Genomic DNA, 22506 nt, shown 5'->3' with positions numbered 1-22506 from the left:
CCTGCCGCTTGCGAGCCGCGCGAGAGCGCGAATCCCCTGCACACGGCCCCTGCACACGGCAGGGTCGCCTGCACACGGCACGAACCCCTGCAGACGGCAGGGTCGCCTGCACACGGCAAGAACCCCTGCAGACGGCACGACCTCCTGCAGACGTTACCGTCCCCTGCGAATCGCACCATCACCGGCGGATCGCGGGGGAGCGACGTCCGCGCACGTCCGCCCTGCACCGCAGCCCCCACGCGGCTGCGGCCCGCCCGCCGTATAGACTTCCCCGGTGAAAACTTTCGACGACCTCTTCGCTGAGCTGGGCGAGAAGGCCGCCGCCCGTCCCGAGGGTTCGGGCACCGTCCGCGAGCTCGACGCCGGCGTGCACTTCATCGGCAAGAAGATCGTCGAGGAGGCCGCCGAGGTGTGGATGGCCGCCGAGTACGAGGGCGATGAGCGCACCGCCGAGGAGATCTCGCAGCTGCTGTACCACCTCCAGGTGCTCATGCTCGCCAAAGGACTGACGACGGCCGACGTCTACCGGCATCTGTGAGCCCCGCCCCGCTCGCCGGGGTGCGCCTCCGCTCCGCGCCGTCGCGCCCGCACGCTCCCCGAGGAGCCGTGCCGCCCCCTGAACAGCCGTCGAGTCATGAAGGACGTCCCGTGACCACCACCCCCGCCCCGGCGCTCCTGCGCGTCGCCGTCCCCAACAAGGGCTCCCTCTCGGAGACCGCCGGTCAGATGCTCGCGGAAGCGGGCTACACCGGCCGTCGCGACCCGAAGGAGCTGCACGTCGTCGACGAGCGCAACGGGGTGGAGTTCTTCTACCTGCGCCCCCGCGACATCGCCACCTACGTCGGCTCCGGCGCTCTCGACGTCGGGGTCACCGGCCGCGACCTCCTGATCGACTCCGGCTCCGAGGCGCGCGAGATCGCGAGCCTCGGCTTCGCGAACTCCACCTTCCGCTTCGCCGGGCCCGCCGGCCGCTACGACGAGCTCGCGCAGATCGACGGCCTCCGCGTGGCGACCAGCTACCCGGGGCTCGTGGGCCGCTTCCTCCGGGAGCACGGCGTCGAGGTGACGCTGATCCGCCTCGACGGCGCGGTCGAGTCCGCGATCCAGCTCGGCGTCGCCGACGTCATCGCCGACGTCGTCGAGACCGGCACCACGCTCCGCAAGGCCGGCCTCGAGATCTTCGGCCCGGTCATCCTGGACTCGACCGCCGTCCTCGTCTCCGCCGCGGGAGAGCCCGAGGGCATCCCGGTGCTGCTGCGCCGCCTGCAGGGCGTGCTGGTCGCCCGCGAGTACGTGCTGCTCGACTACGACTGCCCCGTCGCGCTCCTCGAGAGCGCCACGGCGATCGCGCCGGGCTTCGAGTCGCCGACGGTGTCACCGCTGCACGACGCCGAGTGGGTCGCCGTCCGTGTGATGGTGCCCCGCTCGGACATGAACCAGGTGATGGACCGCCTGTACGACCTGGGCGCCCGCGCGATCCTGGTCACCTCCATCCACGCCGCGCGCCTGTAGAGGGGGAGCCGATGAGTCTCGCCGTCCGCGTCATCCCCTGCCTCGACGTCGCCGCCGGCCGCGTCGTGAAGGGCGTCAACTTCCAGAACCTGCGCGACGCGGGCGACCCCGTCGAGCTCGCCCGCCTCTACTTCGAGCAGGGCGCCGACGAGCTGACCTTCCTCGACGTCACCGCCACGGTCGACGACCGCTCGACCACCTACGACGTGGTGAGGGCGACGGCCGAGCAGGTCTTCATCCCGCTCACGGTCGGCGGAGGCGTGCGCAGCGCCGAGGACGTCTCGCGACTGCTCGCGCACGGCGCCGACAAGGTGGGCGTCAACTCGGCCGCGATCGCCCGGCCCGAGCTCCTCGGCGAGATCGCCGACGTCTTCGGCGCTCAGGTGCTCGTGCTCTCGCTCGACGTCAAGCGGAGCGACGCCACGGCGTCCGGCTTCGTCGTCACCACCCACGGCGGCCGCCGCGAGACCGAGCTCGACGCCCTGGCCTGGGCGGCCGAGGCCGTCGAGCGCGGCGCCGGGGAGCTGCTGGTCAACTCCATCGACGCCGACGGCACCAAGCAGGGCTTCGACCTCGAGCTGATCGCCGCGATGCGCGAGCTGAGCTCCGTGCCGGTGATCGCGTCCGGAGGCGCCGGCGCCGTCGAGCACTTCGCCCCGGCCGTCGACGCGGGAGCCGACGCCGTGCTCGCCGCCTCCGTCTTCCACAACCGCGAGCTGACGATCGGCGACGTCAAGCGCGCGCTCGCCGCCTCCGGGATCGAGATCCGATGACCCCCGCCGAGCTCGACGCCGTGCTGGACCGCGCCGCCTTCGATCCGACCGGGCTCCTGCCCGCGATCATCCAGCAGCACGACACCCGCGAGGTGCTCATGATGGGTTGGATGGACCGCGAGGCGCTCCGGCGGACCCTCACTGAGGGCCGCGTCACCTTCTGGTCGCGCTCGCGTCAGGAGTACTGGCGGAAGGGCGACACGTCCGGTCACGCGCAGTACGTGCGGGGTGCCGCCCTCGACTGCGACGCCGACACCCTGCTGGTGCAGGTCGAGCAGATCGGCGCCGCCTGCCACACGGGCGAGCACGCCTGCTTCGACGTCGATCCCCTCGTCCCGTTCACAGGCGTCGGCCCGGCGGATCGAGCATGAGCGGACGGCGGCTGAAGTACACCGCGATCCTCGGGGTCGTGCTGCTCGCCGCGCTCGAGCTGACCTCCTCCACGCAGACCTGGTCCACGCTGACCCTGGCCGCGATCGAGGGGGAGGGCCAGCGGATCGACGTGGCCGGGACCGTCGCCGCGCCCGCGCTCTCCGCTCTGGCGCTCGCGGGCCTCGCCCTCGCTGCGGCCCTGGCCATCGCCGGTCCCGTCTTCCGGATCGTGCTCGGACTGCTCCAGGCCGTCCTCGGCGCCTCGGTGGTGCTCGCGGCCGCGACGGCGCTGGGCGATCCCGTGCGCGCCGGGGCCGCGCTGGTCACGGAGGCGACCGCCATCGCGGGGGAGCAGTCCGTCGCGGCGCTGGTGGCCTCGTCCTCCGCGACGGTCTGGCCCGTCGTCGCCCTGGTCTGCGGCGTGCTCACGGCGCTGCTCGGGATCGGCGTCCTCGCGACCTCGCGCCGCTGGCCGGGGGCGGCGAAGAAGCGCGCGTCCCGCTTCGAGCCCGCCGACGGCTACGGCCACGGCGCGACGACCGTGCAGACGGACGACGGCGACATCGATCCGGTCGTCTCGTGGGACGAGCTCTCCCGCGGCGGCGACCCCACCTCCGGCCGCTGACCCCGGCCGGGGCGCGTCCTGCGGTCCGGGATCCCGGCCTCCTGGGGGGCTCCTCGGGGCGAGTCCGGGGCCGGGTGCCCAGGCGCCTCACGCTAGACTGCTCTGGTCCCGATGCACCCCCAGGAGGAGACCCATGAGCACCGAGCACGACGACGACAACCACGGCCACTCGCCGGCAGCGTGGACGGCCGTCGTCATCATGCTGGTCGGATTCACGATCGGCACGATCGCGTTCTGGTTCGACGTGCCCCTGGTGGTCTGGCTCTCGGCCGGCCTGGTCGTGGTGGGCCTGCTCGTCGGCATGGGCATGGCCAAGGCGGGCTACGGCGTCGACGGCGCGAAGGCGAACCCGAAGGCGCGCGCCTAGGTGCTCGCCGACCTCACCGCCGGCGCCCTGGCCGACGCGGCCCGGCGCCGCGAGAGCGCTCCTCTCGAGGCCGTCGAGCGCCGTGCGCTCGCCCAGGCGCCCGCCCTCGACGCCCTGGCCGCACTGGCCCCCGCCGAGCGCGTCAGGATCATCGCCGAGGTCAAGCGCGCCAGCCCGTCGCGCGGAGCCCTCGCCGACATCCCCGTCCCCGCCGAGCTGGCCGGGCAGTACGAGCTCGGGGGAGCGAGCGCGATCAGCGTCCTCACCGAGGAGCGCCGCTTCAAGGGGTCCCTCGCGGACCTCGAGGCGGTCCGGGAGCGCGTGTCGATCCCCGTCCTGCGCAAGGACTTCGTCGCCGAGCCGTACCAGGTCCTCGAGGCCCGCGCGGCCGGAGCCGACCTGGTCCTCCTCATCGTCGCCGCGCTCGAGCAGCCCCTGCTCGTCGAGCTGCACGCCCTCGTCCTCGAGCTGGGGATGACCCCGCTCGTCGAGACGCACTCGGCCGATGAGCTCGACCGGGCCGCGGACCTCGGCGCACGGCTCATCGGCGTGAACGCCCGCGACCTCTCCACCTTCCAGCTCGACCGCGACCTCTTCGGCCGCCTCTCCGAGCGCTTCCCTGACGACGCGGTGAAGGTGGCCGAGTCGGCCGTCCTCACCGCCGACGACGTCGCGCACTACCGCGGCTCCGGAGCGGACGTCGTCCTCGTGGGCGAGGCTCTCGTCACCGGCGGCGACCCCGTCTCCACCCTCGCCGGCTTCCTGGCGCACTGACCACACCGATAGGCGGTACCCCCATGGCACTCCGGGATGAACTCGGCCCCTACTTCGGCGAGTTCGGCGGACGCTACGTCCCCGAGTCCCTCGTCGAGGCCCTCGACGAGCTGAGCGCCGAGTACGAGCGCACGAAGGTCGACCCCGCGTTCGCCGCCGAGCTGATGGAGCTGCACCGCAGCTACACCGGCCGTCCGTCGATCATCACCGAGGTGCCGCGGTTCGCCGAGCACGCCGGCGGTGCGCGGATCATCCTCAAGCGCGAGGACCTCAACCACACCGGCTCGCACAAGATCAACAACGTGCTGGGCCAGGCGCTGCTCACCAAGCGGATCGGCAAGACCCGCGTCATCGCCGAGACGGGAGCGGGCCAGCACGGCGTCGCGACCGCCACGGCCGCCGCCCTGTTCGGCCTCGACTGCGTGGTCTACATGGGCGAGGTCGACACCGAGCGCCAGGCCCTCAACGTCGCCCGCATGCGCCTGCTCGGCGCCGAGGTCATCCCCGTGACGACCGGCTCGCGCACCCTCAAGGACGCGATCAACGACGCGATGCGCGACTGGGTCACGAACGTCGGCACCACGAACTACATCTTCGGCACCGTCGCGGGCCCGCACCCGTTCCCGGCCCTCGTCCGCGACTTCCAGAAGATCATCGGCGAGGAGGCGCGCGAGCAGGTCCTCGAGCTCACCGGCTCGCTGCCCACCGCGGTCACCGCCTGCGTCGGCGGCGGCTCCAACGCGATGGGGATCTTCCACGCCTTCCTCGACGACCCCGAGGTCCGCCTCGTCGGCTTCGAGGCCGGCGGCGACGGGATCGAGACGCCCCGCCATGCGGCGACCATCAGCAAGGGCCGCCCCGGCGTCCTGCACGGCGCCCGCAGCTTCCTCCTCCAGGACGAGGACGGCCAGACCGTCGAGTCGCACTCGATCTCGGCCGGCCTCGACTACCCGGGAATCGGCCCGGAGCACGCGTGGCTCTCGAGCATCGGCCGCGCCGACTACCGCGCGGTCACCGACTCGGCGGCGATGGACGCGCTCATGCTCCTCAGCCGCACCGAGGGGATCATCCCGGCGATCGAGTCCGCGCACGCGCTGGCCGGCACGCTGGAGCTCGGGCGCGAGCTCGGCCCCGAGGCCACCATCCTGGTGAACCTCTCCGGCCGCGGCGATAAGGACATGACGACGGCGGCGCACTACTTCGGCCTCATGGACCAGGGCGCGGTGCAGTCGTGAGCGGCCGCGGACCGAGCGTCGCCGAGACCGTCCGGCGCCGGAACGAGGAGGCGGCGGGCGCCCTGATCGGCTACCTCCCCGTCGGCTTCCCGGACCTGCCGACCAGCATCGACGCCGCCGTGGCCATGGCCGAGAACGGCGTCGACGCGATCGAACTGGGCCTGCCGTACTCCGACCCGGTGATGGACGGTCCCGTCATCCAGGAGGCGACCCAGGCCGCCATCGCGGGCGGCTTCCGCCTCCGCCACGGCTTCGAGGCGGTCCGTGAGATCCGGGCGCGCGTCGACGTGCCGGTCCTGGTGATGACCTACTACAACCCGGTCCTGCAGTACGGGGTCGAGCGATTCGCCACCGATCTGGCCGAGGCCGGCGGGTCCGGCCTCATCACGCCCGACCTGATCCCGGACGAGGGCGCCGAGTGGCTCGCCGTCTCCGAGCGGCTCGGACTCGACCGCGTGTTCCTCGCGGCACCGTCCTCGACGGACACGCGCCTGCGTCAGGCCGTCGACTCGAGCCGCGGATTCGTCTACGCGGTCTCGACGATGGGCATCACCGGCGCGCGCACCGACGTCGACTCCGCGGCCCGCACCCTGGTCGACCGCCTCCGCGCCGCCGGCTCCGAGAGCGCGTGCGTCGGCCTGGGCATCTCGACCGGCGAGCAGGTCGCCGAGATCCTCGCCTACGCGGACGGCGCGATCGTCGGCTCCGCTCTCGTGCGCGCCCTGGCGTCCGGCGGTGTCGACGCGGTCGCCGAGACCTCCCGCGGCCTCGCCGAGGGCACCCGCCTGCGCTCCGCGCGCTGACACCCTCCCGCTACAATCGGGATGCCCACCGGGGCGCGGCCGAGCCGTGCCCGGGGGACCCCCTCCTTCGAAAGGTCGAGTACCGGTGTCCGTACCGCTGAGCATTCCGAGCCCCCCCGACGCGTGGAGTCAGTACGACCTCACGATCGGCACCTTCACGCTCGCGATCCACACCTACGCGCTCTGCATCCTCGCGGGGATCATCGTGGCGACGATCATGACGAACCAGCGCCTCAAGCGCCGCGGCGCCGAGCCGTGGGTCGTCCTCGACATCATCATCTGGGCGGTGCCGCTGGGCATCGTCGGCGCCCGCGCCTACCACGTGCTCACCCACCCCGGCGACTACTTCTACGACGGCGCCGACCCGTGGGAGGTCGTCCGCATCTGGAACGGCGGCAACGCCATCTTCGGCGGCCTGATCGGAGGCGCGGTCGGCGCGTTCATCGGCTGCCGCTGGACAGGAGTGCGCTTCTGGACCTTCGCCGACGCCCTCGCGCCGGGCATGCTCGCCGCGCAGGCGCTCGGGCGCCTGGGCAACTGGTTCAACCACGAGCTCTTCGGCCTGCCCACGACCCTGCCCTGGGGCCTCGAGATCGAGACCACCAACCCCGCCTTCCCCGTCGGCCTCCCGGCGGGCACGCTCTTCCACCCGACCTTCCTCTACGAGATCCTGTGGAACGTGGTGGGCATCGCGGTCATCCTCCTGCTCGAGCGCCGTCTGAAGCTGCAGTGGGGGACCGTCTTCGCCGCGTACCTGATCTGGTACGGGATCGGACGCGTCTGGTTCGAGTCCATCCGGATCGATCCGAGCGAGTTCTTCTGGGGCATCCGCACGAACGTCTGGGCCGCGCTCATCGCCGTGGTCGTCGGCCTGGTCCTCGTGGTGATCCAGAAGCGGGAGCACCCCGGTGCCGAGCCCTCGGCCTACCGCCCGGGTCGCGAGTGGACGCCCGCCCCGGCTGCGGTAGAATTCGAGGACGTCGAGTCCGACTCCGACGACACCACCACCCCTGCTTCCGGCACCGACGCCGAGAAGCCGACGGTCTCCCGCACCTGACGGAGGTCGCGGAGCCTCCGCGACAGCCACCCGGGTGCCCGACACCTCCACGACCGCCCCATCGCGGCGCAGCCACGAGCGCTGCCGCGGGCGGGTCGTCGTGCAGGCACCGCCGACGGCGCGCGACGCTCGCGCCGCGGCAGAACCCTGCGGCCCTCCCGATCGGGGAGCCGCCCCTCCTCCACCACCGCGGGCCAGCGACGTCCCGATCAGCCATCACCCCCGTGAGGACGGTTCCCATGGCCTCCGCCCAGCCCTCGACCCCGGCCCGCGCCGTGCCCTTCCTGGGCATGCCGCCGGCGCAGGGGATGTACGACCCGGCCGCCGAGAAGGACGCGTGCGGTCTCGCGATGGTCGCCACCATGCGCGGCACCGCCGGCCACGACATCATCGACGCCGCGCTGAACGCGCTGCGCAACCTCGAGCACCGCGGCGCGGTCGGTTCCGACGCCGGAACGGGCGACGGCGCGGGCATCATCACGCAGATCCCGGACGAGTTCCTCCGCGCGGTCGCTCCCTTCGAGCTCCCACCGCTGGGCCAGTACGCGGTCGGCAACGCCTTCCTCCCGGTGGACGTGTTCGAACGCGAGCGGGTCAAGTCGACGATCGCCGACATCGCCCGCGAGGAGAACCTCGCCGTGGTCGGCTGGCGCTCCGTGCCCGTGCAGCCCGACGAGATCGGCACGCTCGCCCGGGCCGCCATGCCGGCGATCGAGCAGCTGTTCATCCGGAGCGAGCTGACCGACGAGAGCGGCACGCCCCTCTCCTCCATCCGCCTCGACCGCCTGACCTTCCGCCTGCGCAAGCGCGTCGAGCGCGAGCTCGAGGTCTACTTCATGTCGCTCTCGAGCCGGACGCTCGTGTACAAGGGCATGGTGACGACGCTCCAGCTGGAGCCGTTCTACCCGGACCTGTCCGACGAGCGCTTCGCCTCGAAGCTCGCGCTGGTGCACTCCCGCTACTCCACCAACACCTTCCCGTCGTGGCCGCTCGCTCAGCCGTTCCGGATGATCGCGCACAACGGCGAGATCAACACGGTGCAGGGCAACCGCAACTGGATGCGCGCACGCCAGTCGCAGCTGAAGAGCCGCGAGCTGGGCGACCTGGCTCCGCTGTTCCCGATCGTCTCGCCCGGCCGCAGCGACTCCGCCTCGTTCGACGAGACCGTCGAGCTGCTCAACCTGGCCGGCCGGTCGCTCCCGCACGCGGTCATGATGATGGTCCCGGAGGCCTGGGAGAACCAGGACGGCGCGCTCGACCCGAAGCGGCGCGCGTTCTACGAGTACCACTCGATGCTCATGGAGCCGTGGGACGGCCCGGCCGCGATCGTCTTCACCGACGGCGAGCTCGTCGGCGCCACCCTCGACCGCAACGGCCTGCGCCCCGGCCGCTACGTCGTCACCGACGACGGGCTCGTGGTGCTGGCCAGCGAGATCGGCGTGCTCGACATCGACCCCGCGAAGGTGGTCCGCAAGGGACGCCTCCAGCCCGGACGCATGTTCCTCGTCGACACCGAGCAGGGCCGCATCGTCGAGGACGAGGAGATCAAGGGGCAGCTCGCCGCCTCCGGTCCGTTCGAGGAGTGGCTCGAGAAGGGCCGCATCAACCTCAAGGACCTCCCCGAGCGCGAGCACATCGTGCACACGCCGGCGTCGGTCAACCGCCGCCAGCGCACCTTCGGCTACACGGAGGAGGAGGTCCGTCTCCTCCTGCTGCCGATGGCGCGCGCCGGTGCAGAGCCGCTCGGAGCGATGGGCTCGGACACCCCCGTGGCCGTGCTGTCGAAGCGACCCCGCCTGCTCTTCGACTACTTCACGCAGGCCTTCGCGCAAGTGACGAACCCGCCGCTGGACTCGATCCGCGAGGAGGTCGTGACCTCGCTCCGCCTGGGGCTCGGCCCCGAGCGGAACCTGCTGACCGCCGGCGCCGAGCACGCACGCCAGGTGGTCCTCGACTTCCCGGTCATCGACAACGACGAGCTCGCGAAGATCCAGCACATCGCGCCGCGCCCGCTGAGCCACATCACCACGACGATCCGCGGCCTCTACCGCGTCGACGCGGGACCCCGGGCGATGCAGGACCGCATCGACGAGATGTGCGACGAGGCCGACGAGGCCATCGCCGCGGGAGCCCAGTTCCTGGTGCTCTCGGACCGCGACTCCACCAAGGACCTCGCGCCGATCCCGTCGCTGCTGATGCTCGCCGCCGTGCACCACCACCTCATCCGCACCGAGAACCGGATGCGCGTGGGGCTCGTGGTCGAGGCGGGCGACGTCCGCGAGGTGCACCACGTGGCGACGCTGATCGGCTACGGCGCCTCCGCGGTCAACCCGTACCTGGCGATGGAGACCTGCGAGGACCTGGTCCGCAGCGGCATGCTGTCGGACGTCTCGCCGGAGAAGGCCGTGAAGAACGTGATCAAGGCGCTCGGCAAGGGCGTGCTGAAGATCATGTCCAAGATGGGGATCTCCACCGTGTCGAGCTACGCCGGCGCGCAGACCTTCGAGGCCGTCGGCCTCAGCCAGGTGTTCGTCGACCAGTACTTCACCGGCACCGTCTCGAAGCTCGGCGGCATCGGCATCGACGTCGTCGCCGAGGAGAACGCCGCGCGCCACCGCGCCGCGTACCCCGAGGACGGCGCGATCGTCGCCCACGAGCGCCTGGCGGTCGGCGGCGAGTACCAGTGGCGCCGCGACGGCGCCCCCCACCTGTTCAACCCGGACACGGTGTTCCGCCTGCAGCACTCGACGCGTAACCGCCGCTACGACGTCTTCCGCGAGTACACGAAGATGGTCGACGACCAGGCGAGCTCGCTGATGACCCTCCGCGGCATGTTCACGCTCGACACCGCGGGACGCACCCCGATCCCGATCGACGAGGTCGAGCCGGTCGAGGCGATCGTCAAGCGCTTCTCGACGGGCGCGATGAGCTACGGCTCCATCTCGCCGGAGGCGCACGAGACCCTCGCCATCGCGATGAACCGCCTCGGCGCCAAGTCGAACACCGGAGAGGGCGGCGAGGACACCGAGCGGCTGCTCGACCCCGAGCGCCGCTCCGCGATCAAGCAGGTCGCGTCGGGTCGCTTCGGCGTCACGAGCATGTACCTCACCCACGCCGACGACATCCAGATCAAACTCGCTCAGGGCGCCAAGCCCGGCGAGGGCGGTCAGCTGCCGCCCACGAAGGTCTACCCGTGGATCGCGCGCACCCGGCACGCGACCGCCGGCGTCGGCCTGATCTCGCCGCCGCCCCACCACGACATCTACTCGATCGAGGACCTGAAGCAGCTGATCTTCGATCTCAAGCGGGCGAACCCGTCGGCGCGCATCCACGCGAAGCTGGTCAGCCAGTCGGGCATCGGAGCGGTCGCCGCCGGCACCGCGAAGGCCCTCGCCGATGTGATCCTCGTCTCGGGTCACGACGGCGGCACCGGTGCGAGCCCGGTGAACTCGCTCAAGCACGCGGGCACGCCCTGGGAGCTCGGCCTGGCCGAGACCCAGCAGACGCTGATGCTCAACGGCATGCGCGACCGCGTGGTCGTGCAGGTGGACGGCCAGATGAAGACCGGCCGCGACGTCGTCATCGGCGCGCTGCTCGGAGCCGAGGAGTTCGGCTTCGCGACGGCTCCGCTGATCGTCGAGGGCTGCATCATGATGCGCGTCTGCCACCTCGACACGTGCCCGGTGGGCGTCGCGACGCAGAACCCGGAGCTGCGCCAGCGGTTCTCCGGCAAGCCCGAGTTCGTCGTCAACTTCTTCGAGTTCATCGCCCAGGAGGTGCGCGAGTACCTCGCGAAGCTCGGCTTCCGGAGCGTCGACGAGATCGTCGGCCACCGCGAGCTGCTCGACGTCGACCGGGCGATCGAGCACTGGAAGGCGAGCGGGCTCGACCTGACGCCGATCCTCGTCGGACCGGTCTTCACGGCCGAGGAGCCGCGCCGCCACGGCCGCGCGCAGGAGCACGAGCTCGAGCGCCACTTCGACAACGAGCTGATCCGCGTCGCGGCGAACGTGCTCGACCACCGCGGCACCGTCCGGATCGAGCGCGAGATCAAGAACACCGAGCGCGCCGTCGGCACCATGCTCGGCCACGAGGTCACGGTCCGCTTCGGCGAGAACGGCCTGCCGGCCGACTCCATCGTCGTGTCGCTCCGCGGCTCGGCCGGGCAGTCGCTCGGAGCCTTCCTTCCCGCCGGCATCACGCTGCGGCTCGAGGGCGACTCCAACGACTACGTCGGCAAGGGCCTCTCGGGCGGCCAGATCGTGGTGCGGCCGGATCGCCGCAGCACCTTCGACGCCTCGACGAACGTGATCGCGGGCAACGTGATCGGCTACGGGGCGACCCAGGGCACCATGTTCATCCGCGGGATGGTCGGCGAGCGCTTCCTGGTCCGCAACTCCGGCGCCACCGCCGTGGTCGAGGGAGTGGGCGACCACGCGCTGGAGTACATGACGGGCGGTCTGGCCGTGATCCTCGGCGAGACCGGGCGCAACCTCGGCGCAGGCATGTCCGGCGGCACCGCCTACATCCACGGCCTGCGCCGCGAGCTCGTGAACCGCGACGCGATCGCCTCCGGCGAGCTGACCCTCTCCGAGCTCGGCAGCGCCGATGTGGAGATCCTGCGCGACCTGCTCGAGCGGCACGTCGCGGAGACCGAGTCGACCCTGGCCCAGGGGATGCTCGACGATTTCGACGGAACGGTCTCGCGTTTCGTCAAGGTACTGCCCCGCGACTTCGCCGCGGTGCTCGCGACGCGCGCATCCGCTGTGGAGGAGGGGCTCGACCCCGACGGCGACGTCGTCTGGGGACGGATTCTGGAGGTGACCGGTGGCTGATCCCAAGGGGTTCCTGAAGGTGCAGGACCGGGAGCTGCCCAAGCGGCGTCCCGTGTCCGTCCGCCTGATGGACTGGAAAGAGGTCTACGAGCAGGGCGACTCCGCCGTGCTGCGCCGGCAGGCGGGCCGCTGCATGGACTGCGGCATCCCGTTCTGCCACAAGGGCTGCCCGCTGGGGAACCTGATCCCCGAGTGGAACGACCTGATGTGGCGCGGCGAGGGTCGCCAGGCGATCGAGCGCCTGCACGCGACGAACAACTTCCCGGAGTTCACGGGCCGGCTCTGCCCGGCGCCGTGCGAGTCGTCCTGCGTGCTCGGCATCAACCAGCCGGCCGTCACGATCAAGCAGATCGAGGTCTCGATCATCGATCAGGCGTTCGGCAACGACTGGGTGCAGCCGCACCCGCCGGAGCGCCTGACCGGCAAGACCGTCGCGGTCGTCGGCTCCGGACCCGCGGGGCTCGCCGCCGCGCAGCAGCTCACCCGCGCCGGGCACACCGTCGCGGTCTACGAGCGCGACGACCGCATCGGCGGCCTCCTGCGCTACGGGATCCCGGACTTCAAAATGGAGAAGAAGCACCTCGAGCTGCGCCTGAACCAGATGAAGGCCGAGGGCACCCGCTTCCGCGCGGGCGTCGACATCGGCTCCGACATCACCTGGGACGACCTGCGGGCGCGCTACGACGCGGTCGTCGTCGCCACCGGCGCCCTCGTGCCGCGCGACCTGCCGATCCCGGGTCGCGACCTCGACGGCGTGCACTTCGCCATGGAGTACCTCGTGCAGTCGAACCACGCGATCGCGGGCGACCGCGTCTTCGAGCAGATCTCGGCCGAGGGCAAGCACGTCGTCGTCCTGGGTGGAGGCGACACCGGAGCGGACTGCATCGGCACCGCCCATCGCCAGAAGGCCGCCTCGGTCACGAACCTGGCGATCGGGCAGCAGCCGCCGTCGCAGCGCCCGGACAGCCAGCCCTGGCCGATGGACCCGACCGTGTTCGAGGTCTCGAGCGCTCACGAGGAGGGCGGGGAGCGGATGTTCCTCGCGTCGACCGTGGAGTTCCTCGCGAACGAGGGCGGCGAGGTCCGCGCGGTGCGCGTGGCCGAGACCGAGTACCTCGACGGACGCCGCGTCCCCAAGGCGGGCACCGAGCGCGAGATCCCGGCGGACCTGGTCCTCCTGGCGCTCGGCTTCACCGGTCCGGAGTCGGACCACCTCGGCCGCCAGCTCGAGGTCCCCTTCACCGAGCGCGGCAACGTCGCGCGCGGCGACGCCTTCGAGACCAGCGTCCCCGGGGTCTTCGTGGCCGGAGACGCCGGGCGGGGCCAGTCCCTGATCGTCTGGGCGATCGCCGAGGGCCGCTCCGTCGCGGCCGAGGTCGACCGCTACCTCGAGGGCACGACCCAGCTGCCCGCGCCGGTCGGTCCGAACGACCGGGGCTTCACGCTCTAGTCCCCGGGACGCGATAGTCTCGGCCCGCCAGCAATCAGCTCACCCTCCCCGCTAACGACGCGCCTCCGGGCGCAGAACAACGGAGCACCCCCTCAATGAGACGAGCGAAAATCGTCGCCACCCTCGGCCCGGCAACGTCGTCGTACGAGACCATTCGTGCGATCATCGACGCCGGCGTGGACGTGGCCCGCATGAACCTCAGTCATGGAAGCTACGACGTCCACGAAGGGATCTACCGCCTCGTGCGGAAGGCCGCGGACGACGCCGGGCGCGCGGTCGCGATCCTCGTCGACCTGCAGGGTCCGAAGATCCGCCTCGGCAAGTTCGAGGGCGGTCCGTACGCCCTCGCCGAGGGCGACGTCTTCACCATCACCACCGAGGACGTCCTCGGCACGCGCGAGCTCTCGGGCACCACGTTCAAGGGCCTCCCGGACGACGTGAACCCGGGCGACATGCTCCTCATCGACGACGGCAAGGTCGCTGTCCGCGTCACCGCCGTCGAGGGCCCCCGGGTCGTCACCGAGGTCGTCGTCCCCGGCAACGTCTCGAACAACAAGGGCATCAACCTGCCCGGCGTCGCGGTCAACGTCCCCGCACTCTCCCAGAAGGACGAGGACGACCTCCGCTGGGCGATCCGCCTCGGCGCCGACATCATCGCCCTCTCCTTCGTGCGCAACGCCAGCGACATCGAGCGCGTGCACGAGATCATGGCGGAGGAGGGCCGCAAGGCTCCCGTCATCGCCAAGATCGAGAAGCCGCAGGCGGTCGACAACCTCCAGGAGATCATCGACGTCTTCGACGGCATCATGGTCGCCCGCGGCGACCTCGGCGTCGAGCTGCCCCTCGAGGCGGTGCCGATCGTGCAGAAGCACGCCGTCGAGCTCGCCCGCCGCTGGGCGAAGCCGGTCATCGTCGCCACCCAGATGCTCGAGTCGATGATCGAGAGCCCCCGCCCCACGCGGGCCGAGGCCTCGGACGTCGCGAACGCCATTCTCGACGGCGCGGACGCGGTCATGCTCTCGGGCGAGACCAGCGTCGGCGCCTGGCCCGTCGTCACCGTGCAGACCATGGCCCGCATCGTCGAGTCCACCGAGGAGCACGGCCTGGAGCGCATCCCCCCGCTGGGCAGCAAGCCCCGCACCCAGGGCGGATCGGTCACGCTGGCCGCCGCCGAGGTCGCGGAGTTCGTCGAGGCGAAGTTCCTCTGCGTGTTCACGGAGTCGGGCGACTCGGTCCGCCGCATGACGCGCCTGCGCCACGGCATCCCGATCATCGGCTTCACCCCCGAGCCCGCCGTCCGCCGCCGCATGGCGCTGAACTGGGGCGTCCAGTCCTTCGTCACGCCGCGCGTCAACCACACCGACGCGATGTTCGCGCAGGTGGACGCGGTGCTGCTCCGCGAGGGCCTCGCCCAGGCGGGCGAGACCGTGGTCGTCGTCTCCGGATCGCCCCCCGGGCGCGCCGGCACGACGAACGACATGCGGGTGCACATCGTCGGCTCGTCCAGCTCGGCCGACAGGGCCGAGAACTGGGACCACTGAGACCAGCACCCCCGGAGGGCCCGGCCGCGCGAGCGGCCGGGCCCTCCGGCGTTCCCCGGCGGTCCGCGTGGCGGGACGTGCCTCCGCGGGCCTATACCGTGGACCCATGCGACTCGGCGTACTCGACATCGGCTCCAACACGGTCCACCTGCTCCTCGTCGACGCGCACCCCGGCGCCCGCCCGGTGCCCTACCGCTCGCACAAGCGGAGCCTCGCTCTCGTGGCGCACCTGGACGCGGCGGGGGAGATCACCGAGCGTGGCCAGCGCGAACTGATCGCATTCGTGACCGAGGCCGCCGAGGTCGCCCGCGAGCATCGCGCGGAGGACCTGCTGGCGTTCGCGACCTCCGCGATCCGCGAGGCCGGCAACGGTGCGGCGGTCCTCGACCGGGTCCGCGCCGAGACGGGTGTGCACCTCCAGGAGCTCGGAGGCGAGGCGGAGGCCTCGGCCACCTTCCTCGCCGTGCGCCGCTGGTTCGGCTGGGGCGCGGGCTCGATCCTGGACCTCGACATCGGCGGCGGCTCGTTCGAGCTCTCGATGGGTGTGGACGAGGTGCCCGAGCTCGCCGTGTCGGTCCCGCTCGGAGCGGGCAGGGTGACGCGCGACCTGCTGCTCGGCGATCCCGCTTCGGCCACGAGCGTGAAGGCCGCCCGGCGTCACGCCCGCGAGGTGCTCGCGGAGCCCGTCCGCGGCTTCCTCGCCCTGGGGCGCCCCGACCTGGTCGCAGGCACGTCGAAGACCTTCCGCTCCTTGGCGCGGATCACCGGCGCCGCTCCGAGCGCGGCCGGTCCGCTGGTGCGCCGCGAGCTGCACCTGGTCGACCTCCGGCTGTGGTCCTCCCGCCTCGCCGCGATCAGCACGGCCGACCGCTCAGCCCTCCCCGGCGTCTCCGCTCTGCGGGCTCCGCAGCTGCTCGCGGGCGCTCTCGTCGCGGAGGCGGCCATGGACGCCCTCGGCGTCGAGACGCTGGTGATCTGCCCCTGGGCCACCCGCGAGGGGCTCATCATCCGCCGCTTCGAGCTGCTCGACGCGCAGATCCAGCGCGAGGACGTTCAGCTCAGCGCGATGCTGTAGGACAGCGACCGCCGTCCGCCCGGCTCGAGGACGATCTGGCGCGGCTTGTCGACGATGTCGCCGTCCCAGCCCTCGGGTGTCGGGACGCTCCGCCACGGCTCGAGGCAGACGAACGGTGCCCCGACGGGCTTCCATACGCCGACCACGTCGAAGTCCCCGGTGTCGACGACGATCGCACGGGCGGCGCCGTCGGCCTCGAGCCTGAGGGTCCGGCGGCGAGGCTCGTCGAAGATCATCACGCCCTCCTCGAAGCGGCCGTCGTCCACCGTCAGGACCCCGTCCTCGAGCGGCGCCGGGTGGCGGGCCTCCAGCAGCAGGTTCTCCGGAGCGCGGCGGAACCCCTCCGGCTCGGGCTGCGCGAAGCGGATGCGGTGCTCGCCGCGGCCCTCGGGCAGCGGCAGCGCGAATGCCGGGTGGTTGCCGAGCGAGAAGCCCAGGGGAGAGGGACCCCTGTTCTCGACGGTCTGGGTGATCCGGAGCGAGGCGCCGGTCACGGCGTAGGCGATGAGGAGCGTCCAGTCGAAGGGGAACACCGCGCGCGTGGCGTCGTCGCTCCGGAGCCGGAACACCGCCTCGTCCGCCGAGACGCCCGCGAGCTCGAAGACGCGGTCCCGCGCGAAGCCGTGCTGACCCATCCGGTGGTCCGCGCCGTCGTGGTGCAGCGTGTCGCCGGGGAGGCGGCCGATGATCGGGAACAGCACGGGCGCGTGCCGGCGCCACTCCGGGCCGGCCTGCCACAGGTACTCGCGGCCCTCCTCGTCGCGGAGGGACGTCATCTCGGCGCCGGCGGTCGTCAGGGCGAGGCGCAGGCTCTCGCTGCCGAGGGTGAGGGCGGTGGGCGCGGGGGAGTCGCTGCTGGTCATTCTCCGATTCTGCCCGTCGCGCGGTGCGGGCGGGCATGTCGGCGGCGCGTGGCAGCATGGGGCGGTGCCTCCCGAGTCGATCCCCTCCTCCTGGCGCGCCCGCGTCGGCGAGCTCAGCGGATCCGCCGAGGCCGAGTCGCCGCCCGTCCTCACGCCGATCGGGCTGCAGTTCGAGCTGCGCCGACTGGTGCGCCGGGCCGACGATCCGTGGAGGGCGCCCGCGAGCGAGCGCGTCACGGCGAAGACCTACGACCCCGGCGAGCGCCGCGACCACCGTCTGGCCACCCGCCCCGTCGTCCGCGGGCGCGGGGGCGCCTGGAACCGCACCACCCTCACGTGGAAGTCGCTGAACTTCCAGACCCACCGGCTCTCGCTCGACCCCGCTCACCAGCGCTGGTTCGCCGAGTTCGCGGCCCTGCACCGCGCCACGCGCACCGTCCACCTGGGGCAGGACCCCGACTGGATCCACCTCGACGACTACGAGAGCCCGCTGCTCTGGCGGCTTCTCGAGCAGGCGCAGGCCGCCGGGATCCCGCTGCTCGCCCCGGAGAAGGGATCGGTCCGCCTCGCCGGTCCCGCGCACGTGGCGGTGACGGTCTCGGCGGAGGAGGGATCGCTCCGGTTGCGGCCGGTGCTGCGGATCGACGGTGCGGAGCACTCACCGGAGTCGGCGCGTCCGGTCGCCCGGCACGGCGTGTACGCGGTCGAGGGCGGCGATCCTTCCTCGCTCCTGCTCGCGCCCGCGTCCCTTCCCTTCGACGACGAGGAGCTGCGGCTCCTCGACCACCCCGAGGAGACGGTGGTCCCGGCGGAGGACGTGCCCGAGTTCGTCGGCGAGCACCTCCCCGCCCTCCGGGGCCGGGTCGCGGTCCGCGAGGAGGGCGTCGACCTCGTCCTGGACGACCCGGAGCCGCCGCGCCTGGTCTGCACGGTCTCGTTCGAGCCGCGGCGCGCCGTCAGGGTCGGCTGGCACTGGCGCCGCTCGCCCGATCGCGCGGGCGAGCTCGACGGCACGGCCGACGCGGCTCTCGAGCGCGCGGTGCTCCGCCGGGTGCGCTCGGTGCTCGGCGAGGCCGGATCCGCCGTCGTGCCGGAGCCGGGGACGAGCGCGGTCCTGCGCGGGGCCGAGGCGGCGGTGTTCGTGGTGGAGCAGCTCCCGCAGCTGGAGGGGATCGGCGGCGTCCGGGTCGAGCGCGAGGGCGCGGCCCCGGACTACCGCCTGCTGAACGGGCCGCTCACGCTCACCATCACCGCCGTCGACACCGAGAGCGCCGACTGGTTCGACCTCGGCGTCGTCGTGACGATCGGCGACGCGACCGTGCCGTTCCTGCCCCTCTTCCGCGCTCTGGCGGCGGGCGGCGACCGCATCCGCCTGGTCGACCACTCCTACCTCTCGCTCGCGCACCCCGGCCTCGACCGGCTCCGGGAGCTGCTGACCCGGGCGGACGAGCTCGAGGAGTGGGAGACGGGACCGCGGCTCGGCCGGCACCAGACCGGGCTCTGGAACGAGCTGGAGGAGCTCGCTGACGAGAGCGTCCCCTCCGACGCGTGGCGCGCCGTGCTCGACTCCGCGCTGGCCGCCGGGTCGCCGGAGGACGTGGAGCCGCCGGAGGGACTGACCGCCCGGCTGCGCCCGTACCAGCGGGCGGGCTACGCCTGGCTCGTGCACCGCCTCCGCCACGGACTGGGCGGGATCCTGGCCGACGACATGGGCCTCGGCAAGACCCTGCAGGCGCTGGCCATGATGCTCGACGCGGTCGAGGAGGCGGGCCGCGCCGGGATCCGCCGCGCGCCGTTCCTCGTGGTCGCCCCCACGTCGGTCGTGCCGGGCTGGCGCTCGGAGGCCGAGCGCTTCGCGCCCGCCCTGCGCGTCCACGTCGTCGCGAGCTCGCGGGAGGGCGCGCTCGACGCGATCCCGGCCGACGCGGACGTGGTCCTCACCAGCTACGCGGTCCTGCGCCTCGGTGGCGAGCGCTGGGCGGCGAGGACGTGGTCGGCGCTGATCCTCGACGAGGCCCAGTTCGTCAAGAACCGGGCCTCGCAGACGCACCGGGCCGCCCGCGGGGTCGGCGCGCCCGTCACGCTCGCTCTCACGGGCACTCCGCTGGAGAACTCGCTCGATGAGCTCTGGGCGGTCCTCGCCCTCGTGGCGCCCGGGCTCCTGCCGCCGCTGCGCCGCTTCCGCGAGGAGTACACCCGGCCGATCCTGCACGCGGAGGCGCCCGTCGGCATCGCCTCGCCCGATCTGTCCGAGGGGCGGACCGTCAGCCACACCGAGGGCGCGCGCCGCCGCCTCGAGAGACTGCGCCGGCGACTGCGTCCGTTCCTGCTCCGCCGCACCAAGGAGGCGGTGGCGCCGGAGCTCCCCGAGAAGCAGGAGCAGACGATCGAGGTCGCGCTGACTCCCGCCCACCGAGTGCTCTACGACGGCTACCTCCAGCGCGAGCGCCGGAAGCTCCTGGGCCTGGTCGACGACCTCGACCGGCAGCGCTTCACGGTGTTCCGCTCGCTCACCCTGCTGCGCCTGCTCGCGCTCGACGCGTCTCTGGTCGACCCGGCCTACCGGCACGTCCCGTCCGCGAAGCTCGACGTGCTCGTCGAGCAGCTCGACGACGTGATCGCGGAGGGCCGCCGAGCCCTCGTCTTCAGCACTTTCACGTCGTACCTGGAGCGGGCGGGGGAGCGGCTGCGCCGGCGCGGCATCCCCTTCGTGCAGCTCGACGGCTCCACCCGGGACCGCGCGGGAGTGATCGAGGAGTTCCGCTCGGGAGCCGCGCCCGTCTTCCTGATCAGCCTGAAGGCGGGGGGCACCGGGCTCACGCTCACCGAGGCCGATCACGTCTTCATCCTCGACCCGTGGTGGAACCCGGCGGCCGAGGCGCAGGCCGTCGACCGCGCGCACCGCATCGGCCAGGAGCGGCGGGTGAACGTGTACCGGCTGGTGGCGGCGGACACGATCGAGGAGAAGATCGTGCGCCTCCAGGAGCGCAAGGGCCGCCTCAGCGCAGCGGTGCTCGACGAGGGCGAGCTCTTCGCGCGGGCGCTGACGGCCGATGACGTCCGCGAGCTGTTGGCCGAGTGACCACGGCCCCACGAAGGGTGACGGAACGGCCAGCCGCGACCCAGGGTCCGAGCGCACACTGAGCGGATGAGACGCCGCCGCCCCCGCCCCCGCGCCGACTGGATCGTGGCCCTCGAGAAGGGCGACGACGCCGGGCTCTTCGGACCGGGCAGCGCGGTCTGGGCGGTGAACGGAGGGCTGCCGACGATGATCGCCGGAGTGCGGGCTCTGCTCATGCAGACCCTTCACGCCGGAGCGATGGCCGGTGTCCACGACCACTCCCGCTACCGCGAGGACCCGATGGGCCGGCTCGACAACACGGTCCGCTGGGTCCTGACCACCAGCTTCGGGGACACCGCCGCGGCGAGCGGAGCGGCGCGCTGGGTGACCGGCGTGCACGAGCGGATCGTCGGCTCCTACGAGGACGCCGGCGGGCGCGAGCGCTCCTACTCCGCCCAGGATCCCCGCCTGCTGCTCTGGGTGCACGACGCCTTCACCGACGCGTTCCTCGGCGCTCACGAGATCTGGGGTGGACGGATCCCCGGCGGCCCCGACGCCTACGTGCGCGAGTGGGCCGCCTCCGGCCGACTGCTCGGAGTGGAGGATCCGCCCGAGAGCGTCGCGGAGCTCCGCGCGCAGCTCGCCGGATTCGCGGGCGAGCTCAAGCCCGACGCGCGCGTGCACGAGGCGGTCGGCTTCCTCCGTGACATCCGGCTGCCGGGCGAGGCGGGCGTGGTCTACCCGCTGCTGTTCGCCGGCGCGGTCGCCTCGCTCAGCCCCGAGGTGCGGAGGCTCCTGGGCCTCCGGCGCCCGTGGTGGCCGGCGATCACGGCGAACCGCCTGCTGTTCGTGTTCCTGGGCCGGTATCTCGGCCGGGTCTCGCCGAGCGAGCAGGCCGCGATCGACCGCATCGCCGGCCTCGATCCGGTGCGCACCGGCGCCTGACGCTCTTTCCGTACACCTGTCCGGGAAGTGGTAGACTGCCGTCGATGACTTCCGCCCGCCTCGCCTCCGTGCCCGCGGCGGAGTCCCCGGTGGCGCCCGGTTCCGCCGACCCGCGGGCCCGGCGCACCCGCCGCCGCGTGTTCGACGCGGTCGAGCGCCTCGTCATGCAGAGCGACGGCGAGAGGGCCGAGGGCATCGCGGTGAGCGACATCGTGCGCGAGGCCGGGATCAGCCGCAGCTCGTTCTACGCCCACTTCGACGACGCGGCGGGAGTCGCCTCCGCGCTGCTCCGCCAGGACCTCGCGGTCGCCGACGTCGCCGAGGGCGATCCCGCCGACCGCTGCGGAGCCGACGCCCTGCAGCGCGGCTACTCGCGGCTCGTCGAGCGGCTGGTCGACCGCCACGCCTTCCACGCCCGGCTCCGCGCGCGAGCCTCCGCCCGGGTCGCCTCCGACGACGCCGTGCTCGACACGGCGCTCGCCCTGCACCGCGAGGTGCTCGGCCGGGTCGACGTCCCCGCATCGGTCGACCCCGAGCTCACCGCGGTCTTCGCGGCCGGCGGTGTCCTCTCCGTGGTCGGCGCCTGGCTCGCCGGCTCCCTCGACGGCACCGACGAGGAGCTGGTCGAGCACCTCGTCGCGCTGCTCCCGGCCTGGCTCGCCGCGGCGCCGCTGCGCCCCCTGGACTCCTCACTCCCACCACGCCCCACGACGAAAGGCACGACATGATGACATTCGAGGTCGGCGAGACGCTGGTCTACCCGCACCACGGAGCGGTGACGATCACCGGGCTCGAGAAGCGCTCAGTCAAGGGCGTCGAGAAGACGTTCATGACCATGAACGTGCACACCAGCGAGCTCACCATCACCCTCCCCGTCGAGAACGCCGAGCTCGTCGGCGTCCGCGAGATCATCGACGACGCCGGAGTCCAGGCCGTCTACGACGTCCTGCGCAGCGACGTCGCGGAGGAGGCCAGCAACTGGTCCCGCCGCTTCAAGGCCAACCAGGAGAAGATGGCCAGCGGCAGTGTGTACCGCGTCAGCGAGGTCGTCCGCGACCTGTGGCGCCGCGAGCAGGCGGGCGGCGTCTCCGCCGGCGAGAAGCGGATGCTCCTCAAGGCGCGTCAGATCCTCGTGTCGGAGCTCTCGCTCGCCCTGAAGGGCACCGATGAGGAGGCCTCGGCCAAGCTCGACGAGGTCCTCGCCTCGGCGATCTGACC

Annotated in this window: 19 protein-coding genes; 18 read left to right on the top strand and 1 reads right to left on the bottom strand. The window is 72.4% G+C overall.

The features are described 5' to 3' along the window. Nucleotides 1–274 precede the first annotated feature (274 nt). The 14 genes from C5C24_RS07935 to C5C24_RS07870 all read left to right on the top strand — a co-directional run bounded on the left by C5C24_RS07935 (nucleotide 275) and on the right by C5C24_RS07870 (nucleotide 16419). Entirely contained in the window at nucleotides 275–538 is a 264-nt protein-coding gene (locus C5C24_RS07935; RefSeq protein ID WP_055791842.1) for a phosphoribosyl-ATP diphosphatase, read from the top strand. 110 nt (nucleotides 539–648) lie between these two features. Further along, nucleotides 649–1512: an ATP phosphoribosyltransferase gene (hisG, locus tag C5C24_RS07930; RefSeq protein ID WP_104221851.1), complete on the top strand. Its 864-nt coding sequence runs from the start codon at nucleotides 649–651 to the stop codon at nucleotides 1510–1512. A gap of 11 nt (nucleotides 1513–1523) precedes the next feature. After that, complete coding sequence (gene hisF / locus C5C24_RS07925) at nucleotides 1524–2285, top strand: imidazole glycerol phosphate synthase subunit HisF (RefSeq protein ID WP_104221853.1); 762 nt, start codon at nucleotides 1524–1526, stop codon at nucleotides 2283–2285. After that, nucleotides 2282–2656: a phosphoribosyl-AMP cyclohydrolase gene (gene hisI, locus C5C24_RS07920; RefSeq protein ID WP_104304702.1), complete on the top strand. Its 375-nt coding sequence runs from the start codon at nucleotides 2282–2284 to the stop codon at nucleotides 2654–2656. Before hisF ends, hisI begins: the two co-directional genes overlap by 4 nt. Further along, nucleotides 2653–3282: a Trp biosynthesis-associated membrane protein gene (locus tag C5C24_RS07915; RefSeq protein ID WP_104304701.1), complete on the top strand. Its 630-nt coding sequence runs from the start codon at nucleotides 2653–2655 to the stop codon at nucleotides 3280–3282. Before hisI ends, C5C24_RS07915 begins: the two co-directional genes overlap by 4 nt. Before the next feature lie 133 nt (nucleotides 3283–3415). Beyond that, nucleotides 3416–3649, top strand: a complete 234-nt coding sequence (locus C5C24_RS07910) for a DUF6704 family protein (RefSeq protein WP_104275568.1) — start codon at nucleotides 3416–3418, stop codon at nucleotides 3647–3649. Beyond that, nucleotides 3650–4423: an indole-3-glycerol phosphate synthase TrpC gene (gene trpC, locus C5C24_RS07905; protein WP_104275569.1), complete on the top strand. Its 774-nt coding sequence runs from the start codon at nucleotides 3650–3652 to the stop codon at nucleotides 4421–4423. Nucleotides 4424–4446: 23 nt separating this feature from the next. Beyond that, entirely contained in the window at nucleotides 4447–5658 is a 1212-nt protein-coding gene (gene trpB, locus C5C24_RS07900) for a tryptophan synthase subunit beta (protein WP_104225310.1), read from the top strand. After that, on the top strand, nucleotides 5655–6461 hold the full coding sequence (trpA, locus tag C5C24_RS07895) for a tryptophan synthase subunit alpha (protein WP_104232657.1): 807 nt from the start codon (nucleotides 5655–5657) through the stop codon (nucleotides 6459–6461). Before trpB ends, trpA begins: the two co-directional genes overlap by 4 nt. Before the next feature lie 85 nt (nucleotides 6462–6546). Further along, complete coding sequence (lgt, locus tag C5C24_RS07890) at nucleotides 6547–7518, top strand: prolipoprotein diacylglyceryl transferase (RefSeq protein ID WP_258065093.1); 972 nt, start codon at nucleotides 6547–6549, stop codon at nucleotides 7516–7518. Nucleotides 7519–7757: 239 nt separating this feature from the next. Next, entirely contained in the window at nucleotides 7758–12353 is a 4596-nt protein-coding gene (gene gltB / locus C5C24_RS07885) for a glutamate synthase large subunit (protein ID WP_104304700.1), read from the top strand. Beyond that, the gene (locus C5C24_RS07880) at nucleotides 12346–13803 is read left to right on the top strand and encodes a glutamate synthase subunit beta (RefSeq protein WP_104304699.1); all 1458 of its coding nucleotides are present in this window, start codon (nucleotides 12346–12348) and stop codon (nucleotides 13801–13803) included. Before gltB ends, C5C24_RS07880 begins: the two co-directional genes overlap by 8 nt. 95 nt (nucleotides 13804–13898) lie before the next feature. After that, complete coding sequence (gene pyk / locus C5C24_RS07875) at nucleotides 13899–15344, top strand: pyruvate kinase (protein WP_104275572.1); 1446 nt, start codon at nucleotides 13899–13901, stop codon at nucleotides 15342–15344. 106 nt (nucleotides 15345–15450) lie between these two features. After that, nucleotides 15451–16419, top strand: a complete 969-nt coding sequence (locus C5C24_RS07870) for an exopolyphosphatase (protein ID WP_104275573.1) — start codon at nucleotides 15451–15453, stop codon at nucleotides 16417–16419. Here the strand turns inward: C5C24_RS07870 and C5C24_RS07865 are convergent. Continuing rightward, nucleotides 16398–17282 carry an aldose 1-epimerase family protein gene (locus C5C24_RS07865; RefSeq protein WP_104304698.1) on the bottom strand — a complete coding sequence of 295 codons (885 nt, stop codon included), beginning with the start codon at nucleotides 17280–17282 and terminating at the stop codon, nucleotides 16398–16400. The genes C5C24_RS07870 and C5C24_RS07865 overlap by 22 nt on opposite strands. A gap of 64 nt (nucleotides 17283–17346) precedes the next feature. Between C5C24_RS07865 and C5C24_RS07860 the strand changes: the two genes are divergently transcribed. The 4 genes from C5C24_RS07860 (at nucleotide 17347) to C5C24_RS07845 (ending at nucleotide 22504) form a co-directional block, all read left to right on the top strand. Beyond that, nucleotides 17347–20364: a DEAD/DEAH box helicase gene (locus C5C24_RS07860; RefSeq protein WP_258065092.1), complete on the top strand. Its 3018-nt coding sequence runs from the start codon at nucleotides 17347–17349 to the stop codon at nucleotides 20362–20364. Nucleotides 20365–20430: 66 nt separating this feature from the next. Continuing rightward, nucleotides 20431–21288, top strand: coding sequence for an oxygenase MpaB family protein (locus C5C24_RS07855; RefSeq protein WP_104280637.1), 858 nt, complete (start codon nucleotides 20431–20433; stop codon nucleotides 21286–21288). A 44-nt stretch (nucleotides 21289–21332) separates the two neighbouring features. Next, nucleotides 21333–22016 carry a TetR/AcrR family transcriptional regulator gene (locus C5C24_RS07850; RefSeq protein ID WP_104304697.1) on the top strand — a complete coding sequence of 228 codons (684 nt, stop codon included), beginning with the start codon at nucleotides 21333–21335 and terminating at the stop codon, nucleotides 22014–22016. After that, the gene (locus tag C5C24_RS07845) at nucleotides 22016–22504 is read left to right on the top strand and encodes a CarD family transcriptional regulator (protein WP_068257183.1); all 489 of its coding nucleotides are present in this window, start codon (nucleotides 22016–22018) and stop codon (nucleotides 22502–22504) included. The genes C5C24_RS07850 and C5C24_RS07845 overlap by 1 nt, the downstream gene beginning before the upstream one ends. The last annotated feature ends 2 nt before the right edge of the window (nucleotides 22505–22506 follow it).

The organism is Rathayibacter sp. AY2B3, from assembly GCF_002931755.1.
Lineage (GTDB): Bacteria > Actinomycetota > Actinomycetes > Actinomycetales > Microbacteriaceae > Rathayibacter.
This window is presented reverse-complemented; position numbering and strand designations above follow the sequence as displayed.

Coding starts and splice junctions, on each gene's coding strand:
- hisF (WP_104221853.1), top strand. CDS start 1,524: ATGAGTCTCGCCGTCCGCGTCATCCCCTGCCTCGACGTCGCCGCCGGC.
- hisI (WP_104304702.1), top strand. CDS start 2,282: ATGACCCCCGCCGAGCTCGACGCCGTGCTGGACCGCGCCGCCTTCGAT.
- C5C24_RS07915 (WP_104304701.1), top strand. CDS start 2,653: ATGAGCGGACGGCGGCTGAAGTACACCGCGATCCTCGGGGTCGTGCTG.
- C5C24_RS07910 (WP_104275568.1), top strand. CDS start 3,416: ATGAGCACCGAGCACGACGACGACAACCACGGCCACTCGCCGGCAGCG.
- trpB (WP_104225310.1), top strand. CDS start 4,447: ATGGCACTCCGGGATGAACTCGGCCCCTACTTCGGCGAGTTCGGCGGA.
- gltB (WP_104304700.1), top strand. CDS start 7,758: ATGGCCTCCGCCCAGCCCTCGACCCCGGCCCGCGCCGTGCCCTTCCTG.
- pyk (WP_104275572.1), top strand. CDS start 13,899: ATGAGACGAGCGAAAATCGTCGCCACCCTCGGCCCGGCAACGTCGTCG.
- C5C24_RS07870 (WP_104275573.1), top strand. CDS start 15,451: ATGCGACTCGGCGTACTCGACATCGGCTCCAACACGGTCCACCTGCTC.
- C5C24_RS07865 (WP_104304698.1), bottom strand. CDS start 17,282: ATGACCAGCAGCGACTCCCCCGCGCCCACCGCCCTCACCCTCGGCAGC.
- C5C24_RS07855 (WP_104280637.1), top strand. CDS start 20,431: ATGAGACGCCGCCGCCCCCGCCCCCGCGCCGACTGGATCGTGGCCCTC.
- C5C24_RS07850 (WP_104304697.1), top strand. CDS start 21,333: ATGACTTCCGCCCGCCTCGCCTCCGTGCCCGCGGCGGAGTCCCCGGTG.
- C5C24_RS07845 (WP_068257183.1), top strand. CDS start 22,016: ATGACATTCGAGGTCGGCGAGACGCTGGTCTACCCGCACCACGGAGCG.